The sequence below is a fragment of the Enterococcus ureilyticus genome, from assembly GCF_001730315.1.
Taxonomy (GTDB): Bacteria; Bacillota; Bacilli; order Lactobacillales; family Enterococcaceae; genus Enterococcus_L; species Enterococcus_L ureilyticus.
In genome coordinates this window covers 1-14,850 of sequence record NZ_MIKC01000008.1, presented here as the reverse complement: position 1 = coordinate 14,850, position 14,850 = coordinate 1, and the positions used below count along the sequence as shown (strand labels likewise).

13 protein-coding genes and 1 other annotated feature are annotated in these 14,850 nt (G+C 37.5%); of the genes, 11 read left to right on the top strand and 2 right to left on the bottom strand.

Features of this window, described 5'->3' with window-relative positions:
• The first annotated feature begins 39 nt into the window (after positions 1-39).
• The 5 genes from BCR24_RS05295 (at position 40) to BCR24_RS05275 (ending at position 5,761) form a co-directional block, all read left to right on the top strand.
• Positions 40-741 carry a YoaK family protein gene (locus BCR24_RS05295; protein ID WP_069639531.1) on the top strand — a complete coding sequence of 234 codons (702 nt, stop codon included), beginning with the start codon at positions 40-42 and terminating at the stop codon, positions 739-741.
• Positions 742-911: 170 nt separating this feature from the next.
• Positions 912-2,375: an MDR family MFS transporter gene (locus tag BCR24_RS05290; RefSeq protein WP_069639530.1), complete on the top strand. Its 1,464-nt coding sequence runs from the start codon at positions 912-914 to the stop codon at positions 2,373-2,375.
• Between the two features lie 349 nt (positions 2,376-2,724).
• Positions 2,725-4,209, top strand: coding sequence for a BglG family transcription antiterminator (locus tag BCR24_RS05285; protein WP_069639529.1), 1,485 nt, complete (start codon positions 2,725-2,727; stop codon positions 4,207-4,209).
• A gap of 382 nt (positions 4,210-4,591) precedes the next feature.
• Positions 4,592-5,179, top strand: coding sequence for an ATP-dependent Clp protease proteolytic subunit (locus BCR24_RS05280; protein WP_069639528.1), 588 nt, complete (start codon positions 4,592-4,594; stop codon positions 5,177-5,179).
• Between the two features lie 147 nt (positions 5,180-5,326).
• Positions 5,327-5,761 (top strand): hypothetical protein, encoded by a 435-nt coding sequence (locus BCR24_RS05275; RefSeq protein WP_069639527.1) that lies wholly within the window; start codon positions 5,327-5,329, stop codon positions 5,759-5,761.
• A 378-nt stretch (positions 5,762-6,139) separates the two neighbouring features.
• Here the strand turns inward: BCR24_RS05275 and BCR24_RS16820 are convergent, their stop codons facing one another.
• A complete protein-coding gene (locus tag BCR24_RS16820) occupies positions 6,140-6,301 on the bottom strand; it encodes a hypothetical protein (protein WP_167351665.1) in 162 nt (53 codons plus the stop codon).
• Positions 6,302-6,333: 32 nt separating this feature from the next.
• The gene (locus BCR24_RS05270; protein ID WP_069639526.1) at positions 6,334-6,690 is read right to left on the bottom strand and encodes a hypothetical protein; all 357 of its coding nucleotides are present in this window, start codon (positions 6,688-6,690) and stop codon (positions 6,334-6,336) included.
• 151 nt (positions 6,691-6,841) lie between these two features.
• Positions 6,842-7,101, top strand: a binding site (T-box leader).
• Between the two features lie 145 nt (positions 7,102-7,246).
• On the opposite strand from BCR24_RS05270, the gene BCR24_RS05265 reads away from it, so the two are divergent.
• The 6 genes from BCR24_RS05265 to BCR24_RS05240 all read left to right on the top strand — a co-directional run bounded on the left by BCR24_RS05265 (position 7,247) and on the right by BCR24_RS05240 (position 14,712).
• The gene (locus BCR24_RS05265) at positions 7,247-8,527 is read left to right on the top strand and encodes an O-acetylhomoserine aminocarboxypropyltransferase/cysteine synthase family protein (protein ID WP_069639525.1); all 1,281 of its coding nucleotides are present in this window, start codon (positions 7,247-7,249) and stop codon (positions 8,525-8,527) included.
• Positions 8,528-9,198: 671 nt separating this feature from the next.
• Positions 9,199-10,722 carry a 2-isopropylmalate synthase gene (locus tag BCR24_RS05260; protein WP_069639524.1) on the top strand — a complete coding sequence of 508 codons (1,524 nt, stop codon included), beginning with the start codon at positions 9,199-9,201 and terminating at the stop codon, positions 10,720-10,722.
• Positions 10,722-11,768, top strand: coding sequence for a 3-isopropylmalate dehydrogenase (gene leuB / locus BCR24_RS05255; RefSeq protein ID WP_069639523.1), 1,047 nt, complete (start codon positions 10,722-10,724; stop codon positions 11,766-11,768). The genes BCR24_RS05260 and leuB overlap by 1 nt, the downstream gene beginning before the upstream one ends.
• Position 11,769: 1 nt before the next feature.
• Positions 11,770-13,146, top strand: a complete 1,377-nt coding sequence (gene leuC / locus BCR24_RS05250; RefSeq protein ID WP_069639522.1) for a 3-isopropylmalate dehydratase large subunit — start codon at positions 11,770-11,772, stop codon at positions 13,144-13,146.
• Positions 13,146-13,733: a 3-isopropylmalate dehydratase small subunit gene (gene leuD, locus BCR24_RS05245; protein ID WP_069639521.1), complete on the top strand. Its 588-nt coding sequence runs from the start codon at positions 13,146-13,148 to the stop codon at positions 13,731-13,733. The genes leuC and leuD overlap by 1 nt, the downstream gene beginning before the upstream one ends.
• A gap of 229 nt (positions 13,734-13,962) precedes the next feature.
• Positions 13,963-14,712 (top strand): class I SAM-dependent methyltransferase, encoded by a 750-nt coding sequence (locus tag BCR24_RS05240; protein WP_069639520.1) that lies wholly within the window; start codon positions 13,963-13,965, stop codon positions 14,710-14,712.
• Positions 14,713-14,850 lie beyond the last annotated feature (138 nt).

Sequence of the window (14,850 nt, the reverse complement as noted above, 5' to 3'; positions counted from 1 at the left end):
TTCTAGGCTTTTTACTATCAAAAATTGGAGGAATAGAGAGTGAATAATCGTAAAGTACCGACTTATCCTGTAATGGAACTACCTTGGATTGCTTTTTTTCTAGCGATTGCGGCTGGCTCAATGGACGGGTATACCTACTTTGTAGGAAAAGCATTTAGCACAGTACAATCAGGAAATATCATTTTATTAGGACAAACAATTGCAACAAAAGACTGGCAGCATTTAGCTACAGTGGCACTAACCATCTTATGTTTTGGATTAGGTGCGATGACGACAGGAATTATTGAAGTGTTGGGCATTAAAATGAAGAAAATCTGGGCATTTGAAATTTTACTTATAGAAGCAGTCGTTTTAGTTGGCTTAGGTTTTTCATCAATTAATAGTGTTTTTACCATCCTACAGATATGTATGCTTGTTTCTTTTCTAGCTGGAATGCAAGGGAATGCATTTCATAAAATAGATGGCATGCTTTATGGAAATGTTGCCGTGACATTAGTGGTACAATTAGCGTTCAATTATATTATTCAAGCTTTTACCGGAGCAAAAGATGCATGGAAAAATAGTTGGTTATATTTTTCTGTATTAATTGGTTTTGCAGGTGGCGGACTAATCGGGACTATTTTGACAAAAGCTTATGGTGAAAAATCTTTATGGTTTACAGCAATTGTTTTAGTGGGAATTGCCTTCTATTCAAAAATGATCAAAGTAGAGGAGAAAGCAATTAAAATTGATCCTGTTTAGTAGTAAATAATTAGTGAACTTGAATCAGTTTTCAAAGACTAGACAGTAAGGAACTGTAGAGGAAGATTCAGTCGCGCAGAAAACGAAATAGCTCAATGAGTGTTTCTTTTCTGTGTTATTCCAGATTGGTAAATGGGAAAATCGGTGTAATTATTTAAGGACGTGAATGGATGAATAAAAACAAAGAAACCTATGATGGGGTACGCTATAATCGAAGTGCTCTTATGGTTGTTATTCTACTGGGCGCATTTTGTATTATTATGAATCAGACGCTGTTGATCACAGCCTACCCAACGATTATGAAAGACCTGAATATAAGTTTAAGCACCGTTCAATGGTTAACAACGTTGTTTCTCTTAGTATCAGGTATTACTATTCCTTTGTCTGCTTATTTAATGAAACAAATCAAGTCTAAATATCTATTTTTAACTGCCTTGAATTTATTTTTAATGGGCGTGCTTATTTGTTATTTCGGTCCAACATTCAAGTATTTGCTTTTTGGACGATTATTACAGGGAATTGCTTCTGGAATTATGCTTCCTTTGATTCAGACGATTGTATTAACGCTGTTCCAAAAAAACGAGCGTGGAACTGCTATGGGGTTTGTTGGTTTAGTAGTTGCGTTAGCTCCCGCGATAGGGCCAACGCTATCTGGATATATTATTACCTATTTTAATTGGAAAACATTATTTCTTATTACAATACCGTTGATTCTTCTATCTGAAATAGGGGCTTTGCTGTTTTTTAAAGTCAGCATACCCTTAAAACAGAGTAAGTTAGACATTCCTTCTGTTTTTTTATCGATCATTGGATTTGGTAGTTTGTTATACAGCATTAGTTTAGCCAGTACTAAAGGCTGGTTGTCTAAAGAAGTGATTGTTCTTTTGTTTATAGGATGTGCTGTGATTATTTCTTTCATTGTACGAGAGTTGAAAATTTCAAATCCACTATTGAACTTAAAAGTGTTTAGCTACTCAACTTTTTCAGTTTCTGTGTTTCTAAGTGCCATTTCTTATATAGCCTTGCTTGGATTTGAATCTATTTTACCAGACTATATTCAAAAGGTTCATCTAGAAAGTCCAATTGATTCGGGGTTGATTTTATTGCCTGGAAGTATTGTGATGGGATTAATGAATCCAGTTACAGGAAAATTATTTGATCGATTTGGTGGACGTTTTTTAATCCCGATTGGTTTGACGTTATTGTCTTTAGGGACATTTCCATTTCTATTTATTACTGAGACAACCCCAATTCTTTTCATAGCTATTTTCTATGCTATTCGTTTATTGGGAATATCAATGGTCTTGATGCCAGTGACAACAACGGGAATGAATGCTTTACCCAATGACATGATCAGTAATGGGACCGCAACGAATAATACATTAAGGCAAATTGCTAGCTCCTTTGGGACTGCTGTATTAGTTACGTTTCTATCTAGTCATGCCCAAGCTACTCCTACACAATCATTGGCAATTGGAAGCTCCACACTTGCTATAAAAGAATCATTGGAGGTTACCGATTATCGTCATGCGTTTGCGATGGCTTTTGTTTTTTGTATCGTTGCTTTAATTAGTTCCTTAATTATTTTTCGTAAAAAAGGATCGAATACTAAAAAGAGAGAAAAGAAAGAGTAATCATTTGAATTATTTATAGACGTTTATAAGGAAGTGATAATCCCCACTCTTTCAAAAATGAATTACCGGTTAAACAGATATCTAGTGAAAAAATTAAGTTTTTTTATAGAAATACTTATTACTTTTCTATCTACTCATTTGCGTGTATATTAAAAATTGAAATGGAGTATATTTATTGATAGTGTGATGACTTCCACTCGGCAATAATTAAGTTAGCTATGTTTATGAAATATCTATAACGATAGGCTACTTAATAAAAAAGTTTAGTAGAGTAAGTCATCGCATCTATTTTTAAACTCAATTACTGATAAAATAATTGAGAAATCAACTATGCAAAGAGTGGGAATAGATGTTAGAAAAGTATTTAGAAAAAAATATTTATAGAAAAATTGTTCTTCTTGAAGCACTATACAAATATGAAAAAATTGACATTACGCATTATATAGAAATATTCGAAGCATTTCCAACAACAGTACAAAATGATTTGGAAGATTTAGTTCAGATACTAGATATGTACATATTAAGTTATGAGAAACAAAAAAAATACTTTTATGTAGAATTTAATAAAGATATTCCATTATTTGAAATTCGCAAAATCATCTATCAGCAATCATTATTTCTAAAGACGTGTACCAAATTTTTGGAACAACAGTTTAATTACTTGGATTTAGTAGAAGAAGAATTTATTTCAGTTAGTAAAGCTTATAATTTGAAGAAAAAAGCGGAAGCTTTTTTTTCTGCTTGTCATCTGGACTGTGAAAATGAACGGTTGAATAGTTCAGAATTTGAAACGAGGTTCTTATATTTATACTATCTAACAAAAATTGACATCAATTATGAAACAAATCAGACGATTGAATTTGAAGAAGCGTGCGAGGACATGCTCGATTTGATTGAACACGAGTTTTCAACCAGAGTTTATACGGAAGAAAGTCGTTATTTTATTTTACAAGGAATGAATATTGCCTATTCACGTCAAGATAAAGAAAAGCTTGAATTAGAAGAAAAGGTCATCGTCGATTTAAAAAAACGCCCCATTTTCAAGTTAGTCGAACAAGCATGGAAAAGTTTGAATATGGAGCGCTTTTTACCAGAACATGAAATTGTTTATGTGGTGTCTCTTTTTAATTCTTGTGAGTATTCTTTTAGTCAATTAGAGAATTTATTTGAAGACCATGAGAAATTACGTAGTACGTTTTTAGTTGGTCGTCCAGATATTATTCGACTAATCCAATATTTTGAAGAAGAATTTGATCAAATTTTATTAGGGGATTTTAGTTTTGAAGAAGGGGTTATCCGTTTAACAAGGAATGCTTGGTATAATCATCAAGTTTTAGTCCACGGTTCTTTTTATACGCTGCATCCTAAAAATAAAGAGCTGTTTCAACGAATCGTCAAAGTTTTATTTAAATGGGGACAAGGAATTAAAAATCTTCTTGTAATTGATACAAATTTAATCTATCGTTTTATTGAAGAAGCGGGCCCTATTTTAATGCAAGAAAAACTGTTCTTCCATTTGAAAATCGTAACCGATTCTGATTCAAAATTTTTACTGTATCAAAGTAAATTCTCTGAATTTAATGTTTTCGATATAGTGGTAGAGAATAAATTTTACCGTTCCATATACGAAGTTGAAGGATATGACCAATCGATTCGTAATGAATATATCTTTTGTGAAGAGGCCCTGATTCCATCGGTGTTAGAAGATCATCCTCATATCATTCCAATCTCTGTAGATATGTTATTAGATCATTCTTTTTTGTTAGTGTGTATGAAGCCTTATCAACACTTTATGGAAGTTCATAATACTTCCTATATTAATGGGGTAAAGTGATAATCTATTTTTACTTATTAGTTGGCAAAAAGACGAAGAATGTTAAGGCAAAGAATGCAGCATAAGTTTTGTATGGTTTATGACAGATGAGAATCAAATAGATCCAGTGTGACGTCGCCCTGTACCTCACTGGGTTTCTCAGCAATTCTCGCGAAGTTACTTCTGATTTCACTAGTAATTCGAATTCCTGGAGTAGGGGATGTGACTCGTAGTGTTATGTCTCAGATAAAAATAAACAATAGATTACTTTTAAGTATCGATGGATCCTTGATGTTTGAAAAATAGTTTTTAAGGTCAAAACAAGTCAAAAAAGTGGACAAATTTTCATATTGCGGTATTATTAATATAGAGATTTAGCTTTAAAATATGGAGGTTAGTCGTGATGAACTATTTAGATGAAAATGAAGAAACAGAAGAAAAACAACAACCAAATGCGTTTATGAAAAAATTGTTTGAAGAGCGAACAATTTTGATTTACGGAGAAATCAATCAAGATTTAGCACGAGAAGTAACATCTCAATTATTGTTGCTAGCTGCAATGGGTGATGAGCCTATCAAAATCTTTATCAATAGCCAAGGCGGACATGTTGAAGCGGGAGATACGATTCATGACATGATCAAATTTGTAAAACCAGAAGTGATCGTGATCGGAACTGGTTGGGTTGCAAGTGCTGGTATTACGATTTACTTAGCTGCTGAAGCGAAGAATCGTTATAGCTTACCAAATACACGCTATATGATCCATCAACCTGCTGGCGGTGTGCAAGGACAAAGTACAGAGATTCAAATTGAAGCCAAAGAAATCATCCGTATGCGTGAACGTGTCAATCGCTTGATCGCTGAAGCGACAGGTCAAACTTACGAAAAAATCGCAAAAGATACAGACCGTAACTTCTGGATGTCAGCTGACGAAGCCAAAGAGTATGGCATGATTTCTAAAATCATCAAAACAAGTGACGAAATTCAATAAAAACATAAAAACTGCAAACAAAAAATCTGTTTGCAGTTTTTTTATAAGAAGAATCAGGGTAAAATTGTATTTTTGCAGATTCTTCTTGTCATCTGCCTATCAAACAGGGTAAAATTGAGTGATTACTAAAAGAAAGTAGGAAAGATTGTGAAACCAAATTTAGGCTATTATGTTCAAAACATCAATGATATTGTTAAAGAAACAGAAGAAGTCGGAGAAAAAATGAACGACTATTACGAGGAAGTTCGTAAAGCAATCGATAACGGCAAAGTAACGGAGTTGGCTCCAGAAAGAATTGCTGAGATTCAACGCATTTTCCAAGATGGCACCAAGGAATATACAATTATGCTTGAAAAAGTAACTCAATTGCGTCCACCTGCCCGTGTTATGGGAATCCATAAGAAATTCGAACGTTCATACATCGAATATTTAGCTGGTTGTAACGAAATGATTTTATCTTTAGATCCGGAAAAAGGGATCGATGTTGATTTGTTCAATCATTCAGAAGAAAAGCAAGATAAAGCAACAGATGACATTTCATTTGCTATCACACGAATGAGCAACCTTTTATTAAATAAATAAAAAAATAAATGGAAAAATGACAAAAAATAGTAAGATTTCATTTTAATTTAATGTTATTTTTAGTAGACAAAAGAAAAAAACTGTTGTATTATATGATCATACCAACAACAACCTTTTTATTTTTCATTTTACTCTTATTGAGTAATACTCCTTTTCCATCGGCCTTTTCCGCCGATGGTTTTTTATTTATACGTTTTTGAAAATAAATATCATATTAATAATATATCTTTATCTTTTTAATTTTAACATACATAATGTTATTTTTTGTCTGTTTTAAGCAAAGAAAAGAGACTTGCTTTTAAAGACATAGAAAAAGATCTAAAACAGAAACATTACAGTCTGTTTTAGATCTTTAGATTTTCATGTGACTATTCCGTATTAATTTTCTACATTACGCACATAATCATCAAAATACTGAATCAGATCAGATTTGATCTTCTGATATTCAGCTTCTGTGTATTCACGTTCTTCAATCGTTCCATTAAAAAATGGAATCTCCAACTCTTCGCGCAAGCGCTCTACGACTTCACTTTGATCCATTTGGGCACCTTCTTTACCTGTTGTCTACTCTATTATAGAACATTAAAATCATTCGTCAACTGTTCAAAAGAATCTTTCATAGCCGTTAACTTATTATAAAGTAGGATGCTATCATCCTCTTCAAGAAAAAAGACCTGCTTCAATTCAAAATAGAAATCTTCAAAGGCTTTAAAAAAGGGGTGAACCTCTGAGGCCGTTAGTTCACTATTACTGTAGTAAAAAACACGTACACTATGATAATAGGTGAAGACTTCATTGATATTTAAAAGAATTCGAGTATCTTCAGGGCGTGGGCGGCTGGTGACTAAATCGTATAAAGTTAAGCTCTTTGTATGGATTTCAGATAAATAAGATAAGAGTATTTCCACTTTTTCATTACTTGCTGACATTAAATCGACCTCCAATTTTCTTAATTATAATAAAAAAGTAGAAGAAAGAGAAATAGGACACTCAATAGAAGAGTAATATTTATAAAAAATGAAAAATAAAGAAAAAAACGTTGACAAAAAAATGAGAATGCTCTAATATTATGACCAATACTAAAACTCATTGAAAAGAAGAGTACACAAGCAGACATTATATCCAGTGAATTAATGTGATCAGTTATTGGAGCGAGAGAGCTTTCGTTTGGTGCAAGAAAGTAATGATCCCTTGTCGAAAATGATCTTGGAGAGGAAAAATCAATTTGATTTTTACGGCAGCTACCGTTAACAAGGCACCAAATCAAGAAGTGATTCGACGTTTGGGTTGAGATGGAAGTGATTTCCAATAAAGGTGGTACCGCGACAGTCGCCCTTTACTAGTATAAAGCTAGTAGGGACGGCTTTTTTGTTCCTTTTAATGAGAATAAACAGAAAGAGGCGGTCATTATGCAAGAAGGTGATATGTGGATTGGCGATATAAAAAAAATCAATAAAATAAAAAATAGAAAAGGAATGACGCATAATGACAAACTCTAACTATCAATTTGAAACGATCCAAATCCATGGAGGACACAAACCCGACAAAGAGACGAATTCTAGAGCCGTACCTATTTACCAAACAACATCTTATACCTTTGACGACACACAAGATGCAGCCGAGAAATTTGCACTATCTAAAGCAGGAAATATCTATACACGCATCACAAATCCGACAACAGCAGTATTGGAAGACCGGTTGAATGAATTAGAAGGCGGTGTTGGAGCGGTAGCAGTAGCTTCAGGAACAGCGGCTGTCACTTATGCCATTCAAAACCTTGCAAGCAGCGGTGATCATATTGTCTCAGCTTCAACATTATATGGTGGAACATTTAACTTATTTGCTCATACATTGCCAGAATTTGGGATCACGACAACCTTTGTTGAGCCAGATCAGTTAAGTAATTTTGAAGAAGCCATCAAAGAAAATACCAAAGCGATTTTTGTAGAAACGATTGGTAATCCAATTACGAATGTTGCAGATTTAGAAGCCATTGCAGAAATTGCACATAAACATGAGTTACCATTGATCGTGGATAATACTTTTGCAACGGCCTATTTGAATCGTCCTTTTGATTTTGGCGCTGATATCGTCGTATATTCCGCAACAAAATTCATTGGTGGGCACGGTGTTGCTTTGGGAGGTGTTATCATTGATTCTGGCAAATTCAACTGGGCAAATGGTAAATTCCCTAAACTTGTTGATCCAGACCCAAGCTATCATGGTTTATCCTATACAAAAGATGTTGGTGCACCAGCTTATATCACACGCTTACGCGTTTCTTTATTAAGAGATACAGGGGCAGCGATTTCACCCTTCAATAGTTTTTTATTGATTCTAGGTCTAGAAACATTATCTTTGCGCATAGAGCGACATGTAAAAAATGCGCAGACTGTAGCGGAATTTTTAAATAAGCACCCGAAAGTTGAGTGGGTTAATTATCCAGGCTTACCGAACAATCAATATCATCAACTAGCAGAAAAATACTTACCAAAAGGAGCAGGCTCAGTCTTTACTTTTGGAGTAAAAGGTGGGGCCGAAGCTGGAAAAAATTTGATTGATCATGTTGAGCTGTTCTCACTATTAGCAAATGTCGGTGATGCGAAATCATTGATCATTCATCCAGCTTCAACAACACATTCACAGTTGAGTGAAGATGAATTAAAAGCTTCAGGAACAGCGCCAGAATTGATTCGTCTATCCATTGGAATTGAAAATATTGAAGATATTATTGCTGACTTGGGGCAAGCATTGAATAAACTATAAAAAAATGAAAAGGTTGGGACAGGAAGTGCTTCTGCTCCATCCCTACCGTTCATACGGATTCCATGTGAGTGGGATATGATTCAAAGAGTTATGTCCCGTTCACTTTCTTAAAAAAATCTCATAAAACTGTTGACTTTGATTAAAAACTTTTGTATCTTTAATATTATAGTTTGAATTATTCAAAAATTCTGACAATAAAGGATGTTGAGGAAGATGAACAAGCAGACAACGACAATTACATTCTTATTATTACTGAAGGACTCATCACACTGATTTCTAGAAACCAGCTGCAGCACAGCTTTTTCTTATCAGACGTTGAGAGTCCTGTTTTCGCATTGCATGAACGGGATGACAAGCATCCCATATCGTGGGGTGCTTTTTTATTGTAAAACACAGCGACTGCTTGCAGAGTTGATGATGCACAATACTTGGCGAGCAAAGCGAGAGAAGTTTCATTCGTCTAAAACACAGCGACTGCTTGCAGAGTTGATGATGCACAATACTTGGCGAGCGAAGCGAGAGAAGTTTCATTCGTCTAAAACACAGCGACTGCTTGCAGAGCTGATGATGCACAATACTTGGCGAGCGAAGCGAGAGAAGTTTTATTCGTGTCCCCTAACCTAAAAAAATGAAGAAAACCATTAACTCAATTCAGAAGGGAAGTATGAAAAATGAACACTATCCAATTCTTTGACACCACTCTAAGAGACGGCGAACAAACACCAGGTGTAAATTTCAACACCAAAGAAAAAGTTCAAATCGCCAAACAACTAGAAAAATGGGGTATCGATACGATCGAAGCAGGATTTCCGATCGCATCAGTTGGTGATTTTGAAGCAGTTAAAGCCATCGCAGAAAATGCTGAAAAAATGACCGTCGCAGGTTTGGCACGGTGCCAAAAAGCTGACATCGATCGCGCTCATGAAGCGTTGCAAAATGCCAAGCACTCACAAATCCATGTATTTCTAGCAACTAGCCCGGTTCATATGGAATTTAAACTAAAAATGACACCAGACGAAGTAATCGCTTCTATTAAAGAACACGTTAGCTACGCTAGAACCAAATTTGAGAAAGTTCAGTTTTCACCAGAAGATGCAACCAGAACAGACAAACAATTTCTACTAAAAGCAGTTCAAACAGCCATTGATGCAGGTGCAACAATCATCAACGTTCCTGATACGGTTGGTTATTCCAATCCAACAGAATACGGCGCACTATTTAAATTTCTGATCGGAAATATCCAAAGCGATGAAGAAATTATTTTCTCTTCTCATTGCCACGATGACTTAGGAATGGCGACGGCCAATGCCTTAGCAGCGATCGAAAATGGCGCTCGTCGAGTAGAAGGAACAATCAATGGCATCGGCGAACGAGCTGGCAATACGGCGCTTGAAGAAGTAGCGTTGGCGCTATACATCAGAAAAGATTTCTACGAAGCCCAAAGCAACATCACATTGAATGAAACCAAAAGGACCAGCGATCTCGTCAGCCGTCTATCAGGCGTGGCAGTGCCAAGAAATAAAGCAATCATCGGAGCGAACGCTTACGCTCACGAATCAGGTATCCATCAAGATGGCGTATTGAAAAATCCAGATACCTACGAAATCATTACACCATCACTTGTTGGGGTAAATGAAAACTCATTGCCACTAGGGAAACTTTCCGGGCGTCATGCATTTGCCACAAAAATGGAAGCACTAGGCTACCAACTAACAGATGACGAACTAAAAGACGCCTTCAAACGCTTCAAATCATTGGCAGACAAAAAGAAACAAGTCACAGAAGACGATTTGATCGCGCTAATGGTTGGACAATCGCAAGAATGTAGCGAAGATTATCGCTTAGAACGTGTCCAATTACAATACGTTTCTGACGGCAGTCAAGGAGCAATCGTGTCCATCAATACAGGTGAAAACGAAAGTAAAACAGAATCGGCGATCGGCTCTGGTAGTATCCAAGCGATCTATAATTCGATCGATAAAATATTCGACCAAAAACCAGAACTACAAGAGTATTACATTAAAGCCATCACAGGCGGTGAAGATGCCCAAGCAGAAGTGCATGTAACCTTAGCAGATACTGAAAACAACAAGCAATTCAACGGTATCGGCATCGATTTCGATGTCTTACAAGCATCAGCGAAAGCTTACGTCAAAGCCAGTGAACAATTTCAAAAAGAAGTGGGGAAAGCCTAATGAGCAAACGAATTGTAGCATTGCCGGGTGACGGCATCGGAGCAGAAATCATGGATAGCGCACTAAAAATTTTAGCCGAAATCATGGTGCAAGATAATCTGGATTTTGATATTGAACGTTTTGCCTTTGGCGGCGCTGGTATTGATGAACAAGGTGATCCCTTACCAGCAGGAACCCTAAACGCTTGTGAAAAAGCTGATGCGATCTTACTAGGTGCCATTGGCGGTCCAAAATGGGACAATGCACCAAAACGTCCCGAACAAGGCTTGCTTGGGTTAAGAAAAGCTTTAGGACTTTTTGCAAATATCCGTCCGATTTCTGTGCCAGATGCAGTCGTTCATTTATCGCCATTAAAAGAAGAAAACGTTCGAGGCGTTGATTTTGTGGTCGTTCGTGAACTAACAGGTGGTATCTACTTTGGTGAAAAAAAGCTAGGGGAAACAGAAGCCTCAGACCTATGCACCTATTCAAAAGCTGAGATCCAACGTATTATCAGAAAAGCCTTTGAAATCGCCCAAACGAGAAATAAAAAAGTCACATCTGTTGATAAAGCCAATGTACTAGCGACCAGCAAATTGTGGCGTCAAACAGCCGAAGAAGTCGCACGAGAATTTCCAGATTGTACCTTAGAACATCAATTAGTCGATTCAGCGGCGATGGTCATGATCCAAAAGCCAAAAGCCTTTGACGTACTTGTAACAGAAAATCTATTCGGCGATATCTTAAGTGATGAAGCATCGGTGATTCCAGGCTCACTAGGGATGATGCCAAGCGCCAGTCACAGCGAATCTGGTCCCTCATTATACGAACCAATCCATGGTTCAGCACCAGATATTGCTAATCAAAATATCGCCAATCCAATGTCGATGATCTTGTCAGTAGCGATGATGTTACGTCAATCATTTGGCTTAGAAAATTCAGCAAAGAAAATCGAAGAGGCTTGCGATCGTGTCATGAATCAAGGAATCCTAACCACTGACCTAGGTGGTAAAGCGACAACAACAGACTTTACAGAAGCTATAATAACAGAATTGAGAGGTGCTTAATATGGGAAAAACTCTATTTGATAAACTTTGGGAACAACATGTGGTATCGGGCGTTGCCGGAGAACCACAACTACTATACGTCAATCTGCATCTGATCCACGAGGTCACTTCACCACAAGCCTTTGAAGGACTAAGAGAAGCAGGCCGAAAAGTCCGCCGACCAGATAGAACCTTTGGGACGATGGATCATAACGTACCAACACAAGATATTTTTAACATCACAGATTTGGTGGCAAAAAAACAAATCGAAGCCTTGCAGAAAAACTGTGAAGAATTCGGTGTAACGCTCTGTGATAACGGCAGTGACCGTCAGGGAATCGTGCATATGGTGGGACCCGAAACAGGCTTGACACAACCAGGGAAAATCATCGTTTGTGGGGATTCACATACAGCAACTCACGGCGCATTTGGAGCCTTGGCATTCGGTATTGGAACCAGTGAAGTGGAACATGTTTTTGCCACACAATGCATTTGGCAAAATAAGCCAAAATCAATGGGTGTTAAAATTACTGGAAAACTAGCCAAAGGCGTGTATGCCAAAGATATTATTCTTGCCTTGATCGCAAAATATGGGGTTGATTTTGGTGTTGGACATGCGGTTGAATTTTACGGTGAAACGATTGAAAATCTAACGATGGAAGAACGCATGACCATCTGTAACATGGCCATCGAAGGCGGCGCAAAAATGGGGATGATGGCGCCAGATGAAAAAACCTTTGACTATGTACGTGGCAGAGAATATGCACCAGAAGATATGGAAGCGGCAATCGCTGATTGGAAAAAACTGCCAAGTGATCCAGACGCAACTTATGATGTGGATCTAGAATTAAACGCAGATGAACTGGTTCCCTTCATTACATGGGGAACGAATCCAGAAATGGGCATCCCAATCACAGGGACATTTCCAGAAATCAAAGACATGAACGACGAACGTGCCTATAACTACATGGATCTAAAACCAGGACAACGCCCATCAGATATCGAAATCGGCTACGTTTTTATCGGCTCATGTACCAACGGCCGACTATCCGATTTAGAAGAAGCGGCTCGTATCGTAAGAGGCAAAAAAGTCAAAGAAGGCATTACCGCAATCGTAGTACCAGGCTCAAGACCTGTTCGTAAAGCAGCAGAGAAAATCGGCTTGGATAGAATCTTCATCGAAGCAGGCTTTGAATGGCGTGAACCAGGCTGCTCCATGTGTCTAGGCATGAATCCAGACCAAGTACCAGCGGGTGTTCACTGTGCTTCAACCTCGAACCGAAACTTTGAGGGACGCCAAGGCAAAGGGGCAAGAACCCATCTTTGCAGCCCAGCGATGGCGGCAACAGCTGCGATTGAAGGAACGTTTAGAGACATTAGAGAGGAGCTTGGTGCATAATGGAGGCATTTACACAACATACAGGAACTGCGGTTCCACTAATGAATGACAATATCGACACCGATCAAATCATTCCAAAATCATTTCTAAAACGAATCGAAAAAACAGGGTTTGGCGAGTTTTTATTTGATGAATGGCGTTATTTGCCGGACCGTACACCAAATCCAGAATTCACTTTGAATGAACCACAATACAAAGGCGCGACGATTCTGATTTCTGGTGACAACTTTGGATCAGGTTCATCACGAGAGCATGCGGCTTGGGCGTTGGATGATTATGGTTTTAGAGCGGTTATTGCAGGAAGTTTCAGTGATATTTTTTATATGAATGCGACGAAAAATGGACTATTGCCAATTGTATTGAAGCGAGAAGAATTGGATGCATTGGCGGGGCTTCAAGCAGATGAAATGATTACAATCGATTTACCTGCTCAACAAGTGGTGACGTCGATTGGTACGTATTCTTTTGAAATTGACAGCACTTGGAAGCATAAATTAGTGAATGGGTTAGATGAGATTGCGATCAGCTTGACGCATGATTCTGAGATTGCGGCTTATGAAGCGAAGATTCCAGCATATTGGCAATAAGAAATAGTAAGAGTGAGGTTGGGACAGGAGTGTTTAACCCCGAGAACCACGTAGGTACTATGCAACATCAGTTTATGATATTTACTGTGTTTTACAGTAATTTCAGCTTATTTCCGAAAGGGTTGCTTCTGCTCCCACCGTTTATTCATATTTAGGGTGTGAAACAAAAGTGCTTTTTACTTTTGTCCCACACCCTGCTTTTCATTAAATCGTTAGGAGGGTGAAAACCATGGAATGGGATGCAAAAAAATATAATACGACACATGATTTTGTTTTTAAGTATGGCGCAGGATTGTTGGAGTTAGTACCGAAAGAGCCGAAAAAAGTGTTGGATATTGGCTGTGGGACTGGCGCATTAACGAGTCAAATTGCGGACCTGGGGCATGAAGTGACGGGAATCGATCAATCAGTAAATATGATCGATCAAGCAAAAAAAAGTTATCCTAATTTGAATTTTTTACAGGAAGATATCTTAAATCCTTCCGATCAAATTGGTCTGTATGATGTCGCTTTTTCAAATGCAGTTTTTCATTGGATACCTGATCAAGATTTGTTATTAAAAAATATCAATCGACACTTAAATACGAATGGTCAGTTGATTTGTGAGTTCGGTGCAGTTGGGAATGTGCAGGCGATCAGAGGAGCTTTTGGGCGCGAGTTAAAGGCTTTGAGTATTCCTTTTGAGGAGCCTTTCTGTTTTACATCAATTGCAGATTATCAACTTTTGCTTGAAAAAAATCATTTTGAAGTTGTAGAGATTTTGGAATATGAACGACCAACACCACTAAAAGGCGGTTGGTCTGGTTTGAGAGAATGGATGGAGCAATTTTACGCTACGGAGTTAGGAGAATTATCTGAAGAGCAGAAAGAGCAGGTTCTTAAAAATTTGGAGCGAGCGTTGAAATCAAGCTTATGGAAATTCGATCACTGGGAGGCTGATTATCGTAGGCTTAGAATAACGGCATATAAACATCCTTAATAGAAGATACACAGAACAATAAAGAGCTTAGGACTTACGTCTGAAGTGAGACCCAATAGTTAGACCATAACCCGACCGAAGAAATTTGGTCGGGTTTTTATGCGGTCATCCGTTTGCGATATTGAACGGGACTGCAGC

What these genes read in the sequence shown, in the direction of transcription:
- leuB (WP_069639523.1), top strand. Translation starts at nt 10,722, where the DNA reads ATGAGCAAACGAATTGTAGCATTGCCGGGTGACGGCATCGGAGCAGAA.
- BCR24_RS16820 (WP_167351665.1), bottom strand. Translation starts at nt 6,301, where the DNA reads ATGGATCAAAGTGAAGTCGTAGAGCGCTTGCGCGAAGAGTTGGAGATT.
- BCR24_RS05260 (WP_069639524.1), top strand. Translation starts at nt 9,199, where the DNA reads ATGAACACTATCCAATTCTTTGACACCACTCTAAGAGACGGCGAACAA.
- BCR24_RS05270 (WP_069639526.1), bottom strand. Translation starts at nt 6,690, where the DNA reads ATGTCAGCAAGTAATGAAAAAGTGGAAATACTCTTATCTTATTTATCT.
- BCR24_RS05265 (WP_069639525.1), top strand. Translation starts at nt 7,247, where the DNA reads ATGACAAACTCTAACTATCAATTTGAAACGATCCAAATCCATGGAGGA.
- BCR24_RS05285 (WP_069639529.1), top strand. Translation starts at nt 2,725, where the DNA reads ATGTTAGAAAAGTATTTAGAAAAAAATATTTATAGAAAAATTGTTCTT.
- BCR24_RS05290 (WP_069639530.1), top strand. Translation starts at nt 912, where the DNA reads ATGAATAAAAACAAAGAAACCTATGATGGGGTACGCTATAATCGAAGT.
- BCR24_RS05280 (WP_069639528.1), top strand. Translation starts at nt 4,592, where the DNA reads ATGAACTATTTAGATGAAAATGAAGAAACAGAAGAAAAACAACAACCA.
- BCR24_RS05240 (WP_069639520.1), top strand. Translation starts at nt 13,963, where the DNA reads ATGGAATGGGATGCAAAAAAATATAATACGACACATGATTTTGTTTTT.
- leuD (WP_069639521.1), top strand. Translation starts at nt 13,146, where the DNA reads ATGGAGGCATTTACACAACATACAGGAACTGCGGTTCCACTAATGAAT.
- leuC (WP_069639522.1), top strand. Translation starts at nt 11,770, where the DNA reads ATGGGAAAAACTCTATTTGATAAACTTTGGGAACAACATGTGGTATCG.